The sequence below is a fragment of the Bacillus sp. B28 genome, from assembly GCF_029536185.1.
GTDB lineage: Bacteria > Bacillota > Bacilli > Bacillales > Bacillaceae > Bacillus > Bacillus halotolerans.
Map to the genome: position 1 here is coordinate 349,694 of NZ_CP120511.1, position 21,162 is coordinate 370,855.

At 47.1% G+C, this 21,162-nt stretch carries 20 protein-coding genes; 12 read left to right on the forward strand and 8 right to left on the reverse strand.

The features are described from left to right. On the reverse strand, nt 1–885 hold the full coding sequence (locus tag P3L57_RS01885; RefSeq protein WP_082687818.1) for a permease: 885 nt from the start codon (nt 883–885) through the stop codon (nt 1–3). Nucleotides 886–1,172: 287 nt separating this feature from the next. On the opposite strand from P3L57_RS01885, the gene P3L57_RS01890 reads away from it, so the two are divergent. Continuing rightward, complete coding sequence (locus P3L57_RS01890) at nt 1,173–2,183, forward strand: NAD(P)/FAD-dependent oxidoreductase (RefSeq protein ID WP_069487477.1); 1,011 nt, start codon at nt 1,173–1,175, stop codon at nt 2,181–2,183. A 28-nt stretch (nt 2,184–2,211) separates the two neighbouring features. Here the strand turns inward: P3L57_RS01890 and cobA are convergent, their stop codons facing one another. The 5 genes from cobA to nirB form a co-directional block, all read right to left on the reverse strand. Further along, nucleotides 2,212–3,663 (reverse strand): uroporphyrinogen-III C-methyltransferase, encoded by a 1,452-nt coding sequence (gene cobA / locus P3L57_RS01895; protein WP_083244550.1) that lies wholly within the window; start codon nt 3,661–3,663, stop codon nt 2,212–2,214. A 59-nt stretch (nt 3,664–3,722) separates the two neighbouring features. Continuing rightward, on the reverse strand, nt 3,723–4,043 hold the full coding sequence (gene nirD / locus P3L57_RS01900) for a nitrite reductase small subunit NirD (RefSeq protein WP_024120163.1): 321 nt from the start codon (nt 4,041–4,043) through the stop codon (nt 3,723–3,725). Between the two features lie 31 nt (nt 4,044–4,074). Then, nucleotides 4,075–6,492, reverse strand: a complete 2,418-nt coding sequence (nasD, locus tag P3L57_RS01905; protein WP_069487479.1) for an NADPH-nitrite reductase — start codon at nt 6,490–6,492, stop codon at nt 4,075–4,077. Nucleotides 6,493–6,612: 120 nt separating this feature from the next. Further along, nucleotides 6,613–8,745 (reverse strand): assimilatory nitrate reductase catalytic subunit NasC, encoded by a 2,133-nt coding sequence (gene nasC, locus P3L57_RS01910; RefSeq protein ID WP_069487480.1) that lies wholly within the window; start codon nt 8,743–8,745, stop codon nt 6,613–6,615. A gap of 6 nt (nt 8,746–8,751) precedes the next feature. Further along, entirely contained in the window at nt 8,752–11,070 is a 2,319-nt protein-coding gene (nirB, locus tag P3L57_RS01915; RefSeq protein ID WP_059291991.1) for a nitrite reductase large subunit NirB, read from the reverse strand. A 181-nt stretch (nt 11,071–11,251) separates the two neighbouring features. On the opposite strand from nirB, the gene P3L57_RS01920 reads away from it, so the two are divergent. The 6 genes from P3L57_RS01920 to zinU all read left to right on the forward strand — a co-directional run bounded on the left by P3L57_RS01920 (nt 11,252) and on the right by zinU (nt 16,488). Continuing rightward, complete coding sequence (locus P3L57_RS01920; RefSeq protein WP_044161947.1) at nt 11,252–12,457, forward strand: MFS transporter; 1,206 nt, start codon at nt 11,252–11,254, stop codon at nt 12,455–12,457. Nucleotides 12,458–12,586: 129 nt separating this feature from the next. Continuing rightward, nucleotides 12,587–13,501, forward strand: a complete 915-nt coding sequence (gene folE2, locus P3L57_RS01925) for a GTP cyclohydrolase FolE2 (protein WP_069487481.1) — start codon at nt 12,587–12,589, stop codon at nt 13,499–13,501. After that, nucleotides 13,498–14,073 (forward strand): L,D-transpeptidase, encoded by a 576-nt coding sequence (locus P3L57_RS01930; protein ID WP_069487482.1) that lies wholly within the window; start codon nt 13,498–13,500, stop codon nt 14,071–14,073. The genes folE2 and P3L57_RS01930 overlap by 4 nt, the downstream gene beginning before the upstream one ends. A gap of 334 nt (nt 14,074–14,407) precedes the next feature. Then, nucleotides 14,408–14,647 carry a hypothetical protein gene (locus P3L57_RS01935; RefSeq protein WP_277617491.1) on the forward strand — a complete coding sequence of 80 codons (240 nt, stop codon included), beginning with the start codon at nt 14,408–14,410 and terminating at the stop codon, nt 14,645–14,647. After that, nucleotides 14,619–15,164, forward strand: coding sequence for an FAD-dependent oxidoreductase (locus P3L57_RS01940; protein ID WP_277617492.1), 546 nt, complete (start codon nt 14,619–14,621; stop codon nt 15,162–15,164). Before P3L57_RS01935 ends, P3L57_RS01940 begins: the two co-directional genes overlap by 29 nt. Nucleotides 15,165–15,294: 130 nt before the next feature. Next, entirely contained in the window at nt 15,295–16,488 is a 1,194-nt protein-coding gene (gene zinU, locus P3L57_RS01945) for a zinc metallochaperone ZinU (protein ID WP_059291989.1), read from the forward strand. Between the two features lie 47 nt (nt 16,489–16,535). Here the strand turns inward: zinU and P3L57_RS01950 are convergent, their stop codons facing one another. Continuing rightward, nucleotides 16,536–17,216 (reverse strand): amino acid ABC transporter permease, encoded by a 681-nt coding sequence (locus P3L57_RS01950; RefSeq protein WP_026014657.1) that lies wholly within the window; start codon nt 17,214–17,216, stop codon nt 16,536–16,538. Nucleotides 17,217–17,225: 9 nt separating this feature from the next. Beyond that, nucleotides 17,226–18,089: a transporter substrate-binding domain-containing protein gene (locus P3L57_RS01955; protein ID WP_083244551.1), complete on the reverse strand. Its 864-nt coding sequence runs from the start codon at nt 18,087–18,089 to the stop codon at nt 17,226–17,228. Nucleotides 18,090–18,256: 167 nt separating this feature from the next. Here P3L57_RS01955 and P3L57_RS01960 point away from each other — a divergent pair, with 167 nt between their 5' ends. The 5 genes from P3L57_RS01960 to P3L57_RS01980 all read left to right on the forward strand — a co-directional run bounded on the left by P3L57_RS01960 (nt 18,257) and on the right by P3L57_RS01980 (nt 21,162). After that, the gene (locus P3L57_RS01960; RefSeq protein WP_069487483.1) at nt 18,257–19,393 is read left to right on the forward strand and encodes a zinc-dependent alcohol dehydrogenase; all 1,137 of its coding nucleotides are present in this window, start codon (nt 18,257–18,259) and stop codon (nt 19,391–19,393) included. Between the two features lie 12 nt (nt 19,394–19,405). Continuing rightward, complete coding sequence (locus P3L57_RS01965) at nt 19,406–19,861, forward strand: RDD family protein (protein WP_059291986.1); 456 nt, start codon at nt 19,406–19,408, stop codon at nt 19,859–19,861. 111 nt (nt 19,862–19,972) lie between these two features. Continuing rightward, the gene (locus P3L57_RS01970) at nt 19,973–20,278 is read left to right on the forward strand and encodes a YckD family protein (RefSeq protein ID WP_233403648.1); all 306 of its coding nucleotides are present in this window, start codon (nt 19,973–19,975) and stop codon (nt 20,276–20,278) included. Between the two features lie 135 nt (nt 20,279–20,413). Next, entirely contained in the window at nt 20,414–20,833 is a 420-nt protein-coding gene (locus P3L57_RS01975) for a MarR family winged helix-turn-helix transcriptional regulator (protein ID WP_069487484.1), read from the forward strand. Next, entirely contained in the window at nt 20,824–21,162 is a 339-nt protein-coding gene (locus P3L57_RS01980) for a DUF3147 family protein (protein ID WP_069487485.1), read from the forward strand. The genes P3L57_RS01975 and P3L57_RS01980 overlap by 10 nt, the downstream gene beginning before the upstream one ends.

Genomic DNA, 21,162 nt, shown 5'->3' on the forward strand with positions numbered 1-21,162 from the left:
TCACCCCTTTACAAGTAGTGATCCCGCTAAGACGATCACGACAATATACGTAATCAGCAGGAAAACAAATCGTTTTTTGAAGGCCGCGAGCATCATCAAGAGATTCTTAATATCAACCATCGCACCGAAGACGAGAAAGGCGATGAGCGAGCCTAAAGAAAATGTGCTGCTGAAGGAAGACGCAATAAATGCATCCACTTCTGAACAAAGCGACAAGACAAACGCCAGGCCCATCATCACGAGGGAAGAAGATACATCATTCTGTCCGATCGCAAGCAGAGTGGATGTTTTGACGTACGTCTGCATCGCAGCTGCGATAAAGGCGCCGATGATTAAATATTTCCCCACGGAGAAAAATTCATCAATGGCGTGACGCAAGGTCCCTCCCAGCTTTTGAAGCAGGGTGTGGTGATGATGATGGCGATGCCCGGGTTCATCAGGCTTTAACAGCTGGTTATCCTTAAATTGATAGGATAAGATGATGCCGATGATCACCGAAACGGCCAGCGCCAGCCCGCCCCGGTAAAAGACAACGCTCCATCTATTCCCGAACGCAATATACGTAGAAAACAAAACAATGGGATTGATGATAGGAGCAGTCAGCATAAAAGCAACGCCTGCATGCAGAGGAACCCCTTTTAGCAGAAGCCGCCTCGTAATCGGGATAATGCCGCATTCGCAGGCGGGAAATAAGATGCCGGCAAGCGCACCAAATAAGACTGCGAGAAACCGGTTTTTCGGCATGATCCTTGCAATCATTTCTTCAGAAACAAACATTTGAATGATTCCGGACAGAATGACGCCAATCAGAATAAACGGAATGGCTTCTATTAAAATACTGATAAAAATAGAATTCAGCTGAAGAAAAGACGATTGTGCTGTCACAATAAAACCTCCGCTCATGGTAAGCTGCCTCTGATTATATCACGAATAAAGGCACTGATTGTTTGACGGAAGAGGAGGAAGGATCGTTTCACCTTGGTTAGGATTCTAAGAAATCCAGTGGTGAACTGCGGCACCTTTGCGGCAAACATCATGCGCGGGAATTATTATTCAGGGCCGACGAAGTGGTTGAACACAGGCTCTTGAAATATGATATACTTTGTGTTGATATTCATTCTCAATTAAACGATATAACGTTAGTGATAGATTTGGAACGGGAGGCAGGACGGATGGCTGAAAATCAAGAGGTGTATGACGTCACGATTATAGGCGGAGGACCGATCGGGCTGTTTACGGCTTTTTACTGCGGCATGCGGGAGCTGAAAACGAAAGTGATCGAGTTTTTGCCGCGGCTCGGGGGAAAGGTGTCTTTATTTTTCCCTGAGAAGATCATTCGCGATATTGGCGGGATACCGGGGATTGCCGGGGAGCAGCTGATCGAACAGCTGAAGGAGCAGGCGGCGACGTTTGACCCTGATATTGTGCTGAATCAGCGAGTGACCGGATTTGAGCGTCTGGATGACGGAACCATGGTGCTGACTAGCTCTGAGGGGGAGAAGCACTATACAAGAACCGTTATTTTGGCTGTCGGCATGGGCACACTGGAGGTCAATGAGTTTGACAGCCAGGATGCGAGCCGATATGCAGGAAAAAACCTTCATTATAAAGTGGAGAGGCTTGAGGCGTTTAAAGGCAAACGGGTTGTGATTTCCGGCGGGGGAGATACTGCGGTCGATTGGGCTAATGAGCTGGAACCGATTGCGGCATCTGTTACTGTCGTGCACCGCAGGGAGGAATTCGGCGGACTGGAAAGCAGCGTGACGAAAATGAAGCAGTCATCTGTGCGGGTGCTTACCCCTTATCGGCTGGAACATCTCCGCGGCACTGAAGAACGCATCGAAAGCGTCACCGTTTGTCATGCTGAGTCTGGACATACCGAGGAAATCGAGCTTGATGAGCTCATTATTAATCACGGGTTTAAAATTGATCTCGGCCCGATGAAGGATTGGGGCCTCGAGATTGAAGAAGGCCGGATTAAAGCTGACAGACATATGCGGACGAATCTTCCGGGCGTGTTTGTTGCGGGGGACGCGGCTTATTATGAAAGCAAGCTCAGATTGATTGCCGGCGGCTTTACGGAAGGCCCGACTGCCGTCAACAGTGCGAAATCTTATCTGGACCCTCAGGCGGAAAATATGGCGATGTATTCCACCCACCACAAAAAATTGGTTCATAAATAAGAAAGCCCTTTGGAAAAGGGCTGTATCATCAGCTGTGGAGGAGTTTTTTCTCCACTTGCTCATTTTGTATAAACGTAAATAATTGCTCTTGGTCTTGTACGGCAGTAAACCCATATGCAGCGGCGGGCGCGCCATCGCCTATACAGATGACAGGGGGGCGGCTTGCTGACGGTTCAGGTGAAATGCCGATTTCTTCTCCTGCGCTGATCAATTGCTGAGCGGACTGCTTGCCGGGGCAAATGATCATATGCAGAGGAGACTCACTGATCGTCCGTTCGGTCATTCTGGTGAATCGCTCATCTATGACGTTTTCATGAGTGATATAGCACAAACAGGCCTCTGATTTCTGCATTTCTTCTACTGAATGACGGCTGCCGACAATCAGCTTTTCAGGTGAATTGTGATGGTGCTCGGATATGATGAAGCCGCGTTTTATAAGCTCTGCCTTTCCTGCTTCTGACGCTGCACTCAGGCGTGCGGTCAGCTGGCGAATGTCGATTCGTTTGGACGCGAGCGCTTGAAAAAATTCGCTAACCGCACGGCGTGATGTGAAGAAAATATCCTCAAAGGTGCTGATCTGTCCTAGAATATCCTCGTTGGCAGGCATTTTTTCAGTCCGCCATTTCGGCCATTCGATGACATCGGCACCATAATCGCGCAGCTTGTCTGCCAGCGTATGCTCATCTTCGCCATGAGTGACTATCATCATATGCTGCCCGATGAATGGTTTGCTTTCAAACCAGCTGTGTGTTTGAACGTTTACAATATCACCAATGACGATAATGGCGGGATTTGTGATTTGCTGTTCCTGTATTTTTTGATGGATATCCTGCAGCGTTCCTTTTACGCTCCGCTGGCGGCCCCACGTTCCCCATTGAATCACGATGACAGGGACAGAAGGAGATTTTCCGTACGCGATGAGCTGCTTGCAAATAAATGGAAGGTTTTTGACACCCATGTAAAACACAAGCGTTTGAACGCTTCGGGCAAGCCCTTCCCAGTCAAGGTTCGGGGTTCCTTTTAAGGATTTATCATGTGCGGTAATCATGGCGAAAGACGAAGCGAAATCCCGATGCGTGACGGGGATTCCCGCATACAGCGGCGCTGCGATTCCCGAGGTGATGCCCGGTACCATTTCATAGCGGATGCCATGCTGGTGGAGAGCGTCTGCTTCCTCGCCGACTCTGCCAAACACGCTGGGATCTCCGCCCTTCAAACGGACAACAGTTAATCCCTCCGACGCTTTTTCAATCAGCAGGGCATTGATTTCTGCTTGTTTCATAAAATGGCGGTCCGGCAGTTTTCCGCAATAAATGAACTGGCAGTCTGGTGATGCGTATTCGAGCAGCTTTGGGTTTGCGAGCCGGTCATACAAAATGACATCCGCTTCCTCCAGCGCCTGTTTTCCTTTTATGGTGATGAGCCCTGGATCTCCAGGTCCGGCACCCACAAAATATACGATTCCGTTTTTCATGATCATGTCATCCTTCCGTCACTGTAAAAAATGAAGGATCACTTTGAAAGTGATCCGGTCTTTGATCAATATACGAGATAAACGTATTCTCCTTCGATCAGCGTTTCGTATGTTTTGACACAGCCGTGATCCGGCTCTTGAACGATTCCGTCTTCCAAGGAGATTTTCCAGTCGTGCATCGGACAGAAGACATATTCGCCGCTGACGATACCTTCTGCAAGGACGCCGCCCTTATGGGGACAGCGGTTTTCAATGGCGCGGATGCTCCCGTTTGAAAGCTTAAAGACCGCAAGCTCCTTATCTTCAATATACACTGTTTTTCCTAATTGTTCAGGCAATTCTTCGATTTTTCCGATACATACTTTTGTGACGTCTTTGTTCACCATGTCCATTCCTCCTCAATGTTTGTTTCTGTCATTATGATGTGGTCACGACATTTTCAAATAATTCTTTAGAGGTTTGTTTATCTTCCAGGAAGTCCTTCCACGGATCTTTGTGGACAGAGAGCGTTTCATTCATTCGATCGTTCAGCTCCTGCCGTTTTTCCGGATCGTTTAAAATATCTTGGACATGGGATAAACCGACGCGCTCCAGCCATGCGGACGTGCGTTCTAAGTAGTTTGCCGTTTCCCGGTAGTATTGAAGATAAGCGCCTGCGTATTCCAAGACTTCTTCATTTGTTTTCACCTTCATCAGCAAGTCGCCGGCACGCAAATGGGTTCCGCCGTTTCCGCCGACGTAAAGCTCCCAGCCTCCGTCGATGCCGACAACGCCAAGATCTTTAATGCCGGACTCTGCACAGTTTCGCGGACAGGCAGATACGGCCATTTTCACTTTATGAGGCGTGTTGAGTCCTTCAAATTTTTTCTCAAGGTCGATGCCTAAGGCCATGGAGTCTTGTGTGCCGAAGCGGCAGAATTGTTCGCCTACACATGTTTTTACCGTGCGGAGTGTTTTTCCGTACGCGTAGCCTGACGGCATATCAAGATCGGCCCATACCTTTGGCAGGTCTTCTTTTTTCACGCCGATCAAGTCAATTCGCTGGCCGCCTGTCATTTTGACGAGCGGGATCTCGTATTTGTCGACGACATCAGCGATTTTGCGAAGATCTTGAGAGTTGGTTACACCGCCGTACATCCGCGGTACGACAGAGTAGGTTCCGTCTTTTTGAATATTGGCGTGCATCCGTTCATTAACAAAACGGGATGTTCTCTCATCCTCATATTTGGACGGATTGATCATGCCTAAATAGTAGTTCAGAGCCGGACGGCATTTGGAACAGCCTTCTGGCGTTTTCCAGCCGAGCACGTTCATGACTTCTCTTGTATGTGACAGCCCTTTGGCTTTGATTTCTTCGACAACCTCGTCTCTCGACAATGAGGTGCAGCCGCAAATCGCTTCTTTTTGGGCTGATGCGTCAAAGTCTGATCCCAGCGTATATTGAAGGATGTCTTCTACGAGCGGCTTACAGCCTCCGCATGAGCGGGACGCGCCGGTGCAAGCTTTGATTTCATCTGTTGATGAACAGCCCTGTTCCTGGATGGCTTGAATAATTGCTCCTTTTGACACGCCGTTACAGCCGCAGATGATTTCATCATTGCTCATGGCAGCGGTCAGACTTGTGCCGGCTTCTTGGTTGAGAGGCTGTAAAATTGAGATTTTAGAGGTTTCAGAGATATCTGCTTCTTTTTGAATCATCGAAAACAGGCGGTTGCCCTCACTGCTGTCGCCGAATAAAACGGCTCCGACAATCTGATTGCCTCGCAGCACGACTTTCTTATAAATGCCATCCTGTTCATCAAAGACCTTAATCGCTTTTTTCTCGTCTGATTCGTTAAAGTCACCGGCAGAAAAGACCTCGACTCCTGATACTTTGAGTTGAGTGGAGAGAACGGAGCCTTCATAAGGTTTCGTTTCAACACCGCAGATATGTTTAGCGAGAACTTTCGCCTGTTCATAGAGCGGCGCCACGAGTCCGTATGCGATTCCTCGGTGCTCGGCGCATTCACCGACCGCATAAACGTGCGGAATTTCAGTTTGCATATAATCGTTGACAATGATGCCGCGGTTGACTGGAATTCCGCTTTCGGCCCCAAGCGCTGTATTTGGGCGGATGCCGACGGCCATGACGACTAAATCGGCTTCAACGCTTGTGCCGTCTTTGAACCTGACGCCCTCGACCCGGTCATCTCCGAGAATTTCTTCTGTTTGCTTTTCAAGCAGAAAGGTCATTCCTTGTTTTTCTAATTCGTTTTGCAGCAGGCGTCCGGCCGTTGCGTCAAGCTGGCGTTCCATCAGGAAGGGAGCGAGATGGATAACGGAAACTTCCATACCGAGATTCAGCAGGCCGCGCGCAGCTTCTAAGCCAAGCAAGCCCCCGCCAATGACGGCTGCTTTTTTATACTGTTTTGACGCGGCGAGCATCGTGTCTGTATCTTTTATGTCCCGGAAAGCTGTGACGCCTTTTTTGTCTGCGCCCGGAATCGGCAGGATAAAAGGGACAGAACCCGTAGCCAGGATCAGTTCATCATAAGGCTGTATTCTGTCTGCATCGGTGATGACGGTTTTGTTTTCGGTGTCCACTTTAATAACTGTTTCATTGGTATACAATTGTATATTGTTATCTTCGTACCAGTTCCAATCGTTTAACGTAATATCTTTGATATCTGTATCGCCTTGCAGCACTTTTGACAAAAGGATTCGGTTGTAGTTGGGATGCGGTTCGGAACCAAAAATTGTGATTTGAAATTCGTTTTTTGAAACATTCAGTATCTCTTCAATGGCCCTTACCCCGGCCATTCCATTACCAACAAGAACTAGCTGTTTTTTTCCCATCAGATGATCCGCTCCTTATCAATGTTTTTTCCAGCGTAGCACAGCAAAAAGAAATATTTAAGATGCATGTTATAAAATGTAACAAAAAATACGAAAATTTCTAAAAATTTTATGAAAATTTTAAATAGGTCTGACTCGGACGGCGCATACCTTAAAACCGGGCATTTTACACGCTGGATCTAGGCTGTCGCCAATCAAATCATTTACGTTTTGGGCATCCGCCCAGTGGATGGGAACAAATACTGTGTCTTTTCTGATGTGTTCTGACCATTTGCTGCGGACGATGATGCTTCCGCGAGGAGATTCGATGTTCACGAGAACGCGGTCTTCGATATTGTAGGCTGCTGCTGTTTTCGGATGGATTTCCATAAATGATTCAAAATGTCTTGCGGCCAAAGAGGCGCTTTTTCTCGTTTGGACACCTGTTAAATAATGAGACATGACCCTTCCGGTCGTTAAAAACAACGGATATTCGGCGGTCGGCTTATCTTTTGGAACAACGGGTTCGTTTGGGATCACACTTAGTGCCGCTTTTTGATCCGGATGTGCAAATGAGTCCTCAAACAAGCGCCCGGTTCCAGGATGATCAGGCTCCGGACACGGCCAGTGAATCCCGCCTTCTTGTCTGAGCCTGTCGTATGTGATGCCGGAATAATCGGCGATTCCGCCGCGGCTTGCTTCTCTCAATTCGTTAAAGATATCCTTCGCAGACGTGTAGGAAAAATAACGGCCTTTTCCGAGAACGGACGCGATTTCGCAAATGATCTGCCAATCATGCTTTGCTTCTCCCGGGCAGGGGCGGCTCGCTTCCCTCAATGTCACGCGGCCTTCAACATTAGTCATCGTGCCTTCGTCTTCTAAGTAAGAGGATGCGGGCAAAATGACATCAGCGAATTTCGCAGTTTCAGATAGAAACAAGTCGATCGCAACAAAGAATGTCAGTTTCGACAGCGCCTGTTTGACAAGGTTGGCATTTGGGCTGGAGACTGCTGGATTGGAACACATTAGAAACAGTCCTTTAATGTCTCCATCGTTGATTTTTTCCATCATTTCATAGGCTGAGACGCCTTTTCGCGGGAGCTCATCCGGATTGACTCCCCACACTTTTGCAATATAAGCCCGATGTTCTTCGTTTTCGATGGAACGGTAGCCGGGAAGCTGATCTGCTTTTTGGCCATGCTCTCGAGCGCCTTGCCCATTGCCCTGTCCGGTGATCGCTCCGTAGCCCGCGTAAGGCTTGCCGATTTTTCCTGTGATCAGCACCACATTTAAGAAGCCTTTCACAGCTGCGGTTCCGTCGGTTTGCTGTTCAATTCCGCGGGCTGTAAACAGCATGCCGGACGTTTCCTTGGCAAACTTCATAGCGGCCTTTCGCATTTGCTCTAAAGGAACACTTGTCTGCTCGGCGATGTCTTCCAGATTTAAAGCGCCGGTATGCTGTTTGAGCTCATCAAATCCGTTTGTGCGCGTGCGAATGAAGTCTACGTTTATCAGCTGTTCGTCTATGATGATTTTGACTAAACCGTTGGCAAGGGCTGCATCTGTTCCGGGTTTGATTTTCAGATGAAGGTCGGCTATTTTTGTCGTCGCTGTTTCCCGGGGGTCAATTGCAATGAGATAAGCCCCGTTTTCTTTCGCTTGTTCAAAATACGGCATGATGGTCGGCTGGCATTCCGCGATATTGGTGCCGGCCAAAATGATCACTCGGGTGTGGGGGATTTCCGCTAAGGGATTCGTCAAGCCTCTGTCTGCTCCGAATGTTTGGTTGGCTCCGGTTGCTGCGGCGGACATACAGAGCCGGCCGTTGTAATCGATGTATTTTGTCTGTAAGCCGACTCGTGCGAACTTTCCTAATAGATATGCCTCTTCATTCGTAATCGAGGCGCTTCCGTAGACAGCCATCGCATCATGACCGTGTTTGTCTTGGATCAGGGTGACTTGCTCTTTTATATAGTTCAGCGCTTCAGCCCAGGTAACAGGCACAAACTCATCGTTTTTTTTGAGCAGCGGCCGGGTGATGCGGGAGGAGTGCAGGGCATGCTGGTGGGCGTTCATCCCTTTCATGCATAAACGGCCTTGTGTCGTGGGATTGTCGATGCCGATGGCTGTATACTTTTTCCGTGTGACGATGGTTTGTTCCACAAGCTGCATTTTGCATTGCATGCTGCAAAACGGACATTGGGTGTCGTATGTTTTTTCTGATTGGACGTCTTGCTGTTTTTCGCGGAAATATCTAAGCAGTCGTTCAGTCAAAATGCCTCATCCTTTCTTAAGTGCGCCAGCCTGTATAGGCTGATCTTGTATCAATGACAGGTCTGTTTGAAGGTTTTCCAGCAGCTGCGTCCGCAAATCCTGTTCAAATAATACCTCTCTGATATGAATGATGCCCAGGCGGTCAATCCACTGATGAACCGCTTCTGCGTAGTGAGCCGTTTCGCGATAATATTGAAGAAGGCCTTTCATCATAATGGCAGTATTTTCTTCGCTATCCGTCACACAAAACAGCATTCCGGCACGGGCATGCGCTCCCCGGATGCCGCCAGTGTAAATGTCCCAGCCCTCTTGTGTTCGAATGGCGCCGATATCCTGTATAGCTGCGGCGGTGCAGTCTTTTTCACACGACAAGCTGATGGATATGTGATCGGGCATGGAAAGCATGTCAGTATGTCTTTCGATATGGCTTGCCAGCTTTTGAATAGAGCGATCTTCCCCGCAAGTACATGCTATGACACTTTGCAGCGAGCGGCGGTGCTGATGAGAGAAAGCCGCCATGTGCAGTTCTTTTCTGATGTTTGCAAGGTCATTCGGACGGATTCCGGAAAGCTTCAGCCTCTGGCCGTGAGTTATTGAAACATTGGGGATGCCGTATGTCTCGATGATGTTTGCGATGTTTTTGAGTTCCTTCGCATTTGTCAGCCCGCCGTACATTTGCGGAATGAGGGTGCATGTATCCTCGGGCGATGTTTCAGGAGACTGGATATAGCCAGGCTGCAGCAATTCCATGTAATAGTGAAGCGCCGGAACACAAACGCGGCAGCCGTTTTTCGTTTTCCAGCCAAGCTGATTCATTGCCTCAGCAGGATCAGGGAAATGACATCGGTGCAGTTCGGCGATGACTTCATCTTCCGTCAAATCAGTGCAGCCGCAAAACGAAGGCTGGCCGGCTGGTTCTGTATATTCGCTGCTGGCCATGTATTTCAGAAGGTCTTCAACGAGCGGCTTGCAGCCTCCGCAAGAGCCGGATGCTTTTGTGCACTGCTTCACTTCTTCGACCGTTGTTAAGCCTTTCGTGTGCACCGCTTCTTCAATCAAACCTTTTGTCACCGAGTTGCATTGGCAAATGGGTTCAGCGGGAGGCATGGATGCAAATGATATGCCGCTTTGATCCGGTTCGATCAGCTGCTTTTTGACAATGGAAATGTCTCTTTGTTTGAGCAGGCTGTCGAGAAGCCTCTGTTTATCACGTGTGTCTCCGAATAAAATCACACCAGCCAGTTTGTCGTTCTCAAAGAGGACTTTTTTGTAGCAGCCGGCATGTTCATCATGAAGCTTAATGCTCGTCGTGCCTGCGTCTTCGTGCACCTTTCCTGCCGACCACACATCAATTCCCGCTATTTTTAAGGCTGCAGATTGGGCAGAGCCATGATACCCTTCACAGGGAACGCCGCAGATGTGTTGTGCGAGGACTTTTCCTTGTTCATAAAGAGGCGCGACCAATCCGTATACCATTCCGTTGTGCTCAGCGCATTCCCCGACGGCATACACATTCGGTTTGCTCGTCTGCATGAATTGATTGACGATGAAGCCGCGGTTTGCCGCGATTCCTGCTGATGCAGCCAATTGGATATTGGGTCTTACACCAGCCGCCATCACAATCAAGTCTGCTTTTATCGAAGAGCCGTCGCTAAACCGGATACCATCTGCCCGTGAGCCTCCTGTAATGGATGCTGTGTCTTTCTCTAAAAGAAAGGTTAAGCCTTTTCGTTCCAGCTCAGACTGAAGCAGACGAGAGGCTGTTTGATCGAGCTGTTTTTGCATAATGCTGGGAGAGTGGTGAATGACGCTGACATCCATGCCCAGATGCCGCAGGCCGACAGCCGCCTCAAGGCCTAATAAGCCGGCGCCGATGACCGCTGCTTTTTGATAACGTTCCGCCATGCTGATAAAAGCTTGGCAGTCTTCTATTGTCCGAAAGCCGTAAACACCTTCTTTGTCTGTCCCGGGTATGGGGAGAATATGAGGGGAGGAGCCTGTTGCCAGAATCAATTTGTCGTAGGACAGGCTGCGTTTTTGATCTGTGATGACTTGCTGCAAGTCTGTGTTGATTTGAACGACTGTTTCTCCTGTGTAAAGTGTTATGTCTTGCTTGGCGTACCATTCACTGCTGTTCAGCACAATGTCATTGAGCGATGCCTCCCCCTGTAAAACGGAGGATAAGAGAATGCGATTATAGTTGGGATGCGGTTCGCTGCCGAAAATGACAATCTGAAACATGTCACGATGAAGCTTTAATATTTCTTCAATACAGCGAATTCCGGCCATTCCGTTCCCTGCTACAATTAATCTTTGTTTCTTCATTTGCCAGACCTCCTTTGCCTCAGCCTGTAAGTTTTTCTCCTATCAAAAATTATGGCACAATGCTCAGTTAACGCATTAAACGTGTCACATTAGCTTACACATGTCTTTTCCGAAAAAATAAGGTCATATATTCTTGATTCAGAAAATTGAAATTTTTATAGGGTCAAGAAAGGGGAATGTTATGAAGCTGTCGGAACTGAAAACAAGCGGTCACCCGTCCACTTTGCTCTGCTCGTTTTTATACTTTGATGTAAGTTTTATGATATGGGTTATGCTTGGGGCGCTTGGTGTTTATATTTCTCAAGATTTTGGCCTGTCTCCCTTTGAAAAAGGGCTTATCGTGGCTGTGCCGATTTTATCGGGATCTGTGTTTCGGATCATATTAGGCGTATTAACGGACAGAATCGGGCCGAAAAAAACAGCTGTGACCGGAATGCTGGTGACGATGATCCCGCTGCTTTGGGGAACTTTTGGCGGCCGTACGCTGACTGAGCTTTACGGGATCGGCATTCTGCTTGGCGTGGCCGGCGCGAGCTTTGCTGTTGCGCTTCCTATGGCAAGCCGGTGGTATCCGCCTCATTTGCAGGGACTGGCGATGGGAATAGCGGGAGCGGGTAACAGCGGCACCTTGTTTGCGACACTGTTTGGCCCCCGGCTTGCAGAGCAGTTCGGCTGGCACAGCGTGATGGGAATTGCGCTTCTTCCTCTGATCATCGTCTTTATTCTATTTGTTTTCATGGCGAAGAATTCTCCTGAACAACCGGCGCCGCAGCCGCTCAAAAACTACTTGCAGGTGTTCGGACAGAAGGAAACGTGGTTTTTCTGTCTGCTGTACAGCGTCACTTTTGGAGGATTTGTCGGGCTGTCCAGCTTTTTGGCGATATTCTTCGTTGATCAATACCAGCTGTCAAAAATTCACGCGGGAGATTTCGTCACATTATGTGTAGCAGCGGGCAGTTTTTTCCGGCCTGTAGGGGGCTGGATTTCCGATCGAGTCGGGGGCACGAAGGTTCTTTCTGTTCTGTTTGTCATCGTGGCTCTTTGCATGGCCGGAGTCAGCAGTCTGCCGTCTCTTTCAATGGTTATCATCCTTTTATTTGTCGGAATGATGGGACTCGGAATGGGCAACGGAGCAGTGTTTCAGCTCGTCCCGCAGCGCTTCCGGAAAGAAATTGGAATGGTGACGGGTATCGTCGGCGCAGCAGGAGGCATCGGAGGATTCTTTCTGCCAAACATTTTAGGGTCATTAAAACAGATGACAGGCACATATGCCATCGGATTTATCACGTTTTCCTGTATCGCATTGCTGGCGTTTGTGCTTGTGATTGCCGCAGGATATTACTGGAGAAAAAGCTGGAGTGCGGAAAGCAGCCCGGCGGATGTTTGATGTTTGAATGGGAGACACGCGATTTAGCGTGTCTTTTTTTGCTGTTTTCAACTTTCTCTTGATTTTAACTCGTGAACCGATCAGAATAAATAGTAATTATTACGATTTAAAACGGAAGGAGTTTTCTGAATGGCACAACACATTCTGCTCCCGGAAAAAACGGAGCGTCTTCGATATTTTGGATCGGTCAGTCCTGTGAAAGGACAAAAGCCTGTGGAAAAGGAGAACATGAAGGATCTTCAGAATACCAGAAAAGACTATTTTTTTGGTATTCAGCAAGTAGGTGTCACCAATGTGTCTCACCCGGTCACTGTTGCCTCAGCGATGAAGCCTTTTCAGCAAACGACAGCAGCGAATTTTACCATGACCGCCAGCCTGCAGCGAAATCAGAAGGGCATCAATATGAGCCGGTTAACAGAGCAGCTTCAACGCTATCATCAAAACGGCTGGATTCTTTCATTTTCTTCTCTTCAGCAATTTACGAAAGAGCTTGCAGAAACCATGGATCAAATCTCGGCTTCCGTCGAAGTGCGGTTTCCATGGTATTTCGAAAGAAAGAGTCCAAGGCTTGAGAAAGCGGGGCTAATGCATGCTGAGATGTTGATGTCTGTCACTTATCATGAAGATCAGCCGTTTAAACAGCGGGCCGGTATCTCAGTGAAAGTAACGACTCTTTGCCCTTGCTCTAAGGAAATCAGTGAATACAGCGCCCACAATCAAAGAGGAACGGTCAGCATTTTGGCCGATATTCATCCAACGGCACTGCTCCCAGTCGATGCGAAAGCCGATTTGCTTCACGTTGCAGAATCAAATGCCAGCGCGAGACTGCACCCGGTGCTAAAGCGGCCGGATGAAAAGGCCGTAACGGAAACCGCATATGAAAACCCCAGATTTGTTGAGGATATGGCCCGTCTCATTGCCGCAGACTTATATGAGCTTGAATGGGTGTCGGCCTTTGATATTGAATGCAGAAATGAAGAATCGATTCATCTGCACGATGCCTATGCGAAGCTTAGGTTTTCGAAACAGGAAGAATGTCTATGAAACTGTCATTCTTATTAATTGCTGTTTTTGCGCCGGCAATTCTGCTGTCAGCCTGCTCTTATCATGCGGACGAGAAAGCTGGATCTCAAATGAAGAAAACAGACAAACACATAAAGGCGGAGAATACAAGCATTGATTGGACAAAGCCTTCCGGCGGAGAATACCCCGATATCAAGCAGCTGAAAAATGTCTGGATTGATGTAGACGTGAAACAGCAGAAGGCTTACATCAAAGCCGGAAGCAAAACCGTCTATACCATGGTCGTTTCATCAGGACTCGATCAAACCCATGATGATTCCACACCGAAAGGCACATTTCATATCGAGCCTGAACGGGGAGAGTGGTTTTTCTCTGAAGGATATCAGGAAGGGGCGGAATACTGGGTCTCATGGAAAAACCATGGAAAATTTCTTTTTCACAGCGTACCCATGACAAAGGACAAAAAAGTCATTGAAAAGGAAGCAAAAAAATTAGGGGCAAAAGCATCCCATGGCTGTATCAGACTATCCATTCCAGATGCGAAATGGATATACGAAAACATACCTGAACACACAAAAGTTGTGATCAGCTGAATAGAAAGCAGTTGACAAAAAGGAAAAAAGAACATACGATTTAAATCGTAATAATTACGTTTTGTTAAATGGCTTATCATCGGCGGCGGAATTCAAGGGTCGACCTTGGCTGTGCATCTGGTGAAGAGCGGAAAGGTGCCTATCCAGGATCTTGCGGTCATTGATCCTAATAGCCCCTTGACTGCTGGAAGCGAAATACGGCCCGCATTCGGATGAATGATTTACGCTCTCCATCGGTCCATCACATGGATACCGAGCCGTTCAGCCTGCAATATTCTTCGTGAGGTATAAGCGCCCCTCTTTATCGCTTTTTAATCAGCATTGTGAAACTGTATTGGATGAGATACATATTGATCAGGCGTGGAAGACAGGCATGGTGACAGACTTGAGAAGAAAAAACGGATTGTGGGAAGTGAGGACAGATGCCTCCGAAACAATCAAAGGCGAAAGAGTTGTACTAGCCATGAGTTTTTCACAACAGCCTTGCTGGCCGGAGTGGGCACAGCCATTTCAGAATGACGGCATTTATCATGTGTTTGACAGGGATGCAAGGGTTAAGACAGGAAGACGTTAAAGCGGCGGTTGTGGGCGGAGGGATCACGGCGGCTCATTACGCCATCAAGCTCTCAGATGACGGGCACGACGTGACGATGTTCGCGAGGCATCCATTCCGCACCTATGATTTTGACAGTGATCCGGGCTGGCTTGGCCCGAAGTATATGAAAAGATTCAGCAAAACGCCAGACTGCCAAAAGAGAAGGCAATGGATCACAAACGTCAGACATCGCGGCTCCTTCCCGAAGGACATCTCAAGAAAGCTTGCTGTTTATAGAGAAGAGGGCAGGATAAAGGTCATTCAGGATGAAGTGATGTCATGTCAAAAAACAGCTGACGGCCGGCTGCACATACAGCTGAAGAAAAATGAATCGTCATACACATTCGAACATATCGCGCTGGCAACAGGCTTTGCCTCTGACATCAGCCGATTCGAGGGGTTCAAAAAGCAGCGCAAGCAGAGCAATTGCCTTTTGCCGGCTGCGGCTTTCCGATTGTCGGCAAGGATTTGCAATGGGGGAACGGGTTATACGTGATGGGTGCCTTTGCGGAACTTGAAATCGGGCCGACAGCGAGAAATATTTCCGGGGCGCGAAAAGCGGCAATCACTATTACACATACGTCATTTAAATCGTAATTATTCTATTTTGAGAGGATATGATCACAATGAAAAAAATTCCGGTTACTGTACTAAGCGGCTATCTTGGCGCGGGAAAAACAACACTGCTCAACAGCATTTTGCAAAATCGCGATGGCTTAAAAATAGCCGTGATTGTAAATGACATGAGCGAGGTAAACATTGACGCAGGGCTGGTCAAGCAGGAAGGCGGGCTTTCCAGAACAGATGAAAAGCTAGTGGAAATGTCAAACGGCTGCATTTGCTGCACACTTCGCGAGGATTTGTTAGTCGAAGTGGAGAAGCTGGCAAAAGACGGACGGTTTGATTATATCGTCATCGAATCGACGGGAATCAGCGAACCGATCCCTGTGGCCCAGACATTTTCTTATATTGACGAAGAGCTGGGAATCGATCTCACTAAGTTTTGTGAGTTAGATACGATGGTGACAGTGGTCGATGCGAACCGTTTTTGGCATGACTATCAGTCGGGTGACAGCCTTCTGGACCGCAAAGAAGCACTTGGGGAAGAAGACGAAAGAGAAATTGCCGACCTGTTAATCGATCAAATTGAGTTTTGCGATGTTCTGATCTTAAATAAATGTGATTTAGTCAGCGAGCAAGAGCTTGAACAGCTTGAGAAAGTCCTTCGCACCCTGCAGCCAAGGGCTACATTCATTCGTGCTGTCAAAGGGAACGTCAAGCCGCAGGAGATTTTACATACGGGGCTATTTAACTTCGAGGAAGCGAGCGGATCTGCCGGCTGGATAAGAGAGCTGACGGCAGGACATGCAGCCCATACCCCGGAAACCGAGGAATACGGCATTTCTTCATTTGTTTATAAAAGACGGCTGCCGTTTCACTCAACGCGCTTTTATCAATGGATGGATCAAATGCCTAAAAATGTTGTCCGCGCCAAAGGTATCGTCTGGTGCGCATCGCATAACAGCCTCGCTCTTCTGATGTCCCAAGCCGGCCCGTCCGTAACCATTGAGCCGGTATCCTATTGGGTGGCGGCGATGCCGAAGCTTGAGCAGGAGCAAATCAAACAGCAGGAGCCGGAAATATTAGAGGATTGGGACCCGGAATTCGGCGATCGTCTGACGCAGCTGGTGTTTATCGGAACAGACTTGGATGAAGACGCTATTACGAAGGAGCTGGATCAATGTTTGCTGACTGAATATGAGTTTGATTCCGATTGGTCGCTGTTTGAAGATCCATTTAAATGGAAGCTGAATCAATAGGAAAAAGCCGTCTCCTGCGGAGCGGCTTTTTTTAATGAAACGTTTGTTTAAAGATAATGCGCGTATTTCTTCTCAAGGATATTCTGAAATGCCGCCGCAACGGAGCAGATGGCCCAATAAATGAGTGCGGTCAGAATATACATGGTCATGTAATCAAACTCTCGGCCCCCGATAATTTTCGCATGCTGGAGCAATTCCGGCACTGTAATCATCGCGGCGAGCGAGGATGCCTTGATCAAATCGAGCAAAACATTGGCGAGCGGAGGCAGCGCAATGCGGATCGATTGGGGCAAAATGATCCCCCTCATCGTCTGCCAATATGAAAGACCGAGCGAGGATGCAGCTTCCCACTGTCCTTTTTCAACGGATGAAATGGCTGAACGGTTAATTTCCGCAATATAAGCGGCGCTGTTGAGGCTAAAGCCGATCAAGGCGGCCGTAACGGCAGAAAATTCAATGCCGATATAAGGGAATCCAAAATAAAGGATAAACAGGATCACCAAAATCGGAACGCCGCGCATAAAAGAAATGTAGAGACGCGCCGGCCATCTCAGCAGGGCAATCTTAGACATTCTGGCGAGCGATATAAACAGCCCGATTACCGTTCCCGCAAACATGCTGACAAAAGAAATAAGCAACGTGTACCCTATACCCTTTATGACATAAGGAAACGATTCAATCGCCAGCTGTGTGTTGAAAATATATTCCCACTGAATGCTGTACATCATGGCGTCTGATTACAGGTCAACGTCTTGAACGTCGACATCCAGTTTCTTTGATACATCCGCTTTATTAAAGAATTGTTTCGACAGCTTTGTCAAAGTGCCGTCCTTGCTCATCTTTTTCAGCGTCTCGTTCATTTGTTTCTGAAGCTCAGTATTGCTTTTTTTCATGACAAGCGCCTGTTCATTCGGCATGTACTTGATGTCAGGATGGATCGTTATGTTAAGATCCGGGAATGCCGCGAGTGCCAGTGTCTGCAGGTAATAGTCGTTTAAGATGACATCAGTGCGGCCGTTGGCAACATCTTTTAAATACTGCTCGTTTGTCGCGTTATCATAAATGACTTCTTGTGCGCCGTATTTTCTGGCAACGTCCATATAGACAGTTGTCGCTGCGCCAGCCGCTTTTTTCCCTTTTAAATCTCTCAGTGTTTTAATCCCTGATAAATCATCTTTTCGGACAATTGCTGTGCCATATGAATATTTATAAGGAGAAGAAAACGTGAACTTCTTCTCGCGGTCCTTTGTCACATCTATATCATTGGCGGCAGCGTCAACCTGGCCGCTGTTCACCGCTGTCAGCATCCCGTCGATGCCCATTTCCTTGAACTCGACTTTGAGTCCGAGACGTTTAGCCGCTTCTCGAACAACTTCAACCTCATAGCCTGTTAGTTGATCCTTGCCTGAATCGGTATCATGATAGGACGTAGGATAAAGTGTGCCGGACGTAGCAACGACGATTTTTCCTTTTTCTTTGATCTGCTCCCAGCCTGTATCCTTGGAATCGGCTTCATTTTTGCCGGAACAGGCTGCCAATATAAGAAAGAAAGCCATTGTGAAACTGAATATAACGGCTTTGGATTGCTTGAATGATTTCACCTATGTTTCCCCCAATCTGTTAATCAACTAAAAAGATAGCATTGAACATAAGGGGTTGCAATATGTTGATGGCGTTTTCAAAAAGTTCGAATTGTGTATACAAATGAAGCTGCGAGTTTAAAAGCAGCCGGGAAGGGAAGGAGTCATAAAAAAGGAGTTGGCCAAGGATGAAAGCACTGACATACCAAGGGAAAGAGCATGTGGAAGTGAAAGAGGTTGAAGCTCCCCGGATTCAGGATGCGAGAGATGCTATTATCCGCATTACGGCAACAGGTATTTGCGGCTCTGATCTTCATTTGTATAAAAACGGGATTCCGGCTGCGCCGGATTATATTATCGGACATGAACCGATGGGAATAGTTGAAGAGACCGGAAGCGAGGTTCAATCACTAAAAAAAGGCGATCGTGTCGTGATTCCGTTTAACATTGGGTGCGGCGAATGCTTTTATTGCAAGCATCAAATGGAGAGCCAGTGCGATGAATCAAATCCAAACCCGCATACCGATGCCGGCGGTTTATTTGGTTTCTCTAAAGATAACGGCAATTTTCCCGGAGGACAGGCTGAATACTTGCGGGTGCCGTTTGCTGATTTTTCATCCTTCAAAGTTCCTGCCGACAGTGAGCTTAAGGATGAACAGGTCTTGTTTCTATCCGACGTGATGCCGACAGCATATTGGAGCGTGGAGCACAGCGGAGTGAAAAAAGGCGATACCGTCTTGATTCTGGGAGCGGGGCCGATTGGATTAATGGCGCAAAAATTCGCTTGGATGAAGGGAGCGAAACGCGTCATCTCCGTGGATCAAGTTCCTCATCGCCTGGAGCATGCAAAACGGACAAACAGCGTGGAAACGTTCAACTTTACAGAACATGATGAGATCGGGAAGCTTCTTTATGATGAAACGGACGGCGGAGCGGATGTCGTTATTGATTGTGTCGGAATGGACGGGACCCCGCTGTCGAAAGAAAAAGCGTCTGAAAAGCCGAACCAACTCGGAACCATCAGCCCGATTCTCACCGCGTCTGAAGCAGTCAGAAAGTTCGGCACAGTTCAGCTGACAGGGGCATATATTTCTCAAGCGGACGGTTTTCCGCTCGGCGATTTCTTCACCCGCAATGTATCTGTCAAAATGGGACAGGCGCCCGTCATTCATCTGATGCCGATGCTGTATCAAATGGTTGAGCAGCAAGAAATTGATCCTACTGATATCATTACGCACAAATTAAGTCTTGCTGATGCCCCTAGAGCATATGATATATTCGATAAGAAAGAAGACGGCAACATCAAAGTCATATTGAAACCATAATGGGGGAGTTACATGAACATCTACAAACCAGCCGGATTTTGGATCAGACTAGGAGCTTCATTACTGGATTACATTATTGTCTCGGTGCCCCTTTTGCTGATCTATTGGCTGATCACAGGAAAAGACCCGAACGAAAGCATGATCATCAGCCTGGTCGTTTTGCTGTACTCTATTTTGCTGCCGGTATTTTGGCAAGGCTATCTCATCGGAAAAAGGATTTGCGGAATCAGAATCGTAAAAAAAGACGGGTCACAGGTCGGCCTGGTAACCATGATTATGCGAGTCATCATTGCCGGACTGGTTTACGGCATAACCTTCGGGCTTGGCTTAATTGTCAGCCTGTTTATGATCGGGCTGAGAGAAGACAAACGGACGCTGCATGATTTTATCGCAGGAACATACGTTACTTACGCATCACCGGGAGAAGAAGAACTATATACGGACGAACAGATCAGAAAGAGCGAATAATGGTTCGCTCTTTCTATTTTGTATGCATAAAAAACAGAATGAAGCAAAATATATGAAAAAAAGATAGGAGGAATAAACTGGGTGAAAAAACTGAAAGTCAATATCATCGGAATGCTCATTGCCGCGGCTGTTATTTCTTTAACTGGCACAGCTGAAGCAGCGGAAAAACAGAATCAGCAGCCGCCTGCAAACGTTACACTGACTGAACAGCAAAAGAAAGAAATTGAACAGCTGGAAGCAGACATATTAAAAAAACGCAAGGATGTCATCTCAAAGTATGTAGAATACGGCGTTCTGCCTAAAGAAAGAGGAGATCATATCAAAAATCACATGGTCAAACACTTTGAAATGATGAAACAAAATGGCTTTGTTCCGAAGCCTCATCCTCATCCGCATAAATTTGAAAAGAGACATTAGGCTGTAAGCATCCAATTGAGGTTGGGTGCTTTTTTGATTAAAGTTATTATCCAATATGATATTGAAGTTTTTTATAAAGTTGTATCGTTAAAAAAGAATATATCGTATTATAAGATATAAAGAGAGGTGTGAAAAATGGAACTGGATTTCATAAATAAACTAAATCAGCAGTGGACCGATATCTACTATTCATTACACTACAAGCAAAAAGATAACATTTCTCATCAGGCGATACGACTCATGCAGCATATTGAAAAGCAAGGTGAGGCAACAATAGGAGCTTTAGCAGAGTATTTGTCTGTCTCTCATAATACAGCATCTGAACATACTAAACGGTTGATTCAAAAGGGATTGGCAGCTAAACGTCGAAGTCAGCAAGATGAACGAAAGGTACTGGTAGTTTTAACAAAGGAAGGGCGCTCTGTTCTTGAACAGCATACACAGCTGGACAAAGAGAAATTAAAAGAAATAATTGAACGAATAAGCTCATCGGAAAAGGAATTGATTCAACAAGCATTTAAAATTTTAAGCAAGGAAGCTAAACAATGGCGGTAATCAGTAAAGTAATCATCTCAGCACTGATTATTGGATTCGTTACTGAAATATCAAAAAGACATCCAACCTATGGAGGGATTATTGCAGCGTTGCCCTTGGTCAGCTTGTTAAGCCTTTTCTGGATGAAAATGCAGGGCGAAAATACAGCACAATTAAGTCAATTTGCGTCTGGTGTGCTCAAGGGACTACCTGCTACGGTTTGTTTGCTCGCGATAATGGTGATTTTATTGAAAGCTAATGTACCATTCTGGTTAGCGCTATGCTTTGGAATCTTAGGATGGATGGCTTTTTTGCTACTGCAAAAGATTTTTTTTAATATATTCATTTAA

Excerpts from the sequence above, each read along its gene's own strand:
- P3L57_RS01890 (WP_069487477.1), top strand. The coding sequence starts at position 1,173 with ATGGCTGAAAATCAAGAGGTGTATGACGTCACGATTATAGGCGGAGGA.
- cobA (WP_083244550.1), bottom strand. The coding sequence starts at position 3,663 with ATGATCATGAAAAACGGAATCGTATATTTTGTGGGTGCCGGACCTGGA.
- nirD (WP_024120163.1), bottom strand. The coding sequence starts at position 4,043 with ATGGTGAACAAAGACGTCACAAAAGTATGTATCGGAAAAATCGAAGAA.
- nasD (WP_069487479.1), bottom strand. The coding sequence starts at position 6,492 with ATGGGAAAAAAACAGCTAGTTCTTGTTGGTAATGGAATGGCCGGGGTA.
- nirB (WP_059291991.1), bottom strand. The coding sequence starts at position 11,070 with ATGAAGAAACAAAGATTAATTGTAGCAGGGAACGGAATGGCCGGAATT.
- P3L57_RS01920 (WP_044161947.1), top strand. The coding sequence starts at position 11,252 with ATGAAGCTGTCGGAACTGAAAACAAGCGGTCACCCGTCCACTTTGCTC.
- folE2 (WP_069487481.1), top strand. The coding sequence starts at position 12,587 with ATGGCACAACACATTCTGCTCCCGGAAAAAACGGAGCGTCTTCGATAT.
- P3L57_RS01930 (WP_069487482.1), top strand. The coding sequence starts at position 13,498 with ATGAAACTGTCATTCTTATTAATTGCTGTTTTTGCGCCGGCAATTCTG.
- P3L57_RS01940 (WP_277617492.1), top strand. The coding sequence starts at position 14,619 with ATGCAAGGGTTAAGACAGGAAGACGTTAAAGCGGCGGTTGTGGGCGGA.
- zinU (WP_059291989.1), top strand. The coding sequence starts at position 15,295 with ATGAAAAAAATTCCGGTTACTGTACTAAGCGGCTATCTTGGCGCGGGA.
- P3L57_RS01950 (WP_026014657.1), bottom strand. The coding sequence starts at position 17,216 with ATGATGTACAGCATTCAGTGGGAATATATTTTCAACACACAGCTGGCG.
- P3L57_RS01960 (WP_069487483.1), top strand. The coding sequence starts at position 18,257 with ATGAAAGCACTGACATACCAAGGGAAAGAGCATGTGGAAGTGAAAGAG.
- P3L57_RS01965 (WP_059291986.1), top strand. The coding sequence starts at position 19,406 with ATGAACATCTACAAACCAGCCGGATTTTGGATCAGACTAGGAGCTTCA.
- P3L57_RS01970 (WP_233403648.1), top strand. The coding sequence starts at position 19,973 with ATGCTCATTGCCGCGGCTGTTATTTCTTTAACTGGCACAGCTGAAGCA.
- P3L57_RS01975 (WP_069487484.1), top strand. The coding sequence starts at position 20,414 with ATGGAACTGGATTTCATAAATAAACTAAATCAGCAGTGGACCGATATC.
- P3L57_RS01980 (WP_069487485.1), top strand. The coding sequence starts at position 20,824 with ATGGCGGTAATCAGTAAAGTAATCATCTCAGCACTGATTATTGGATTC.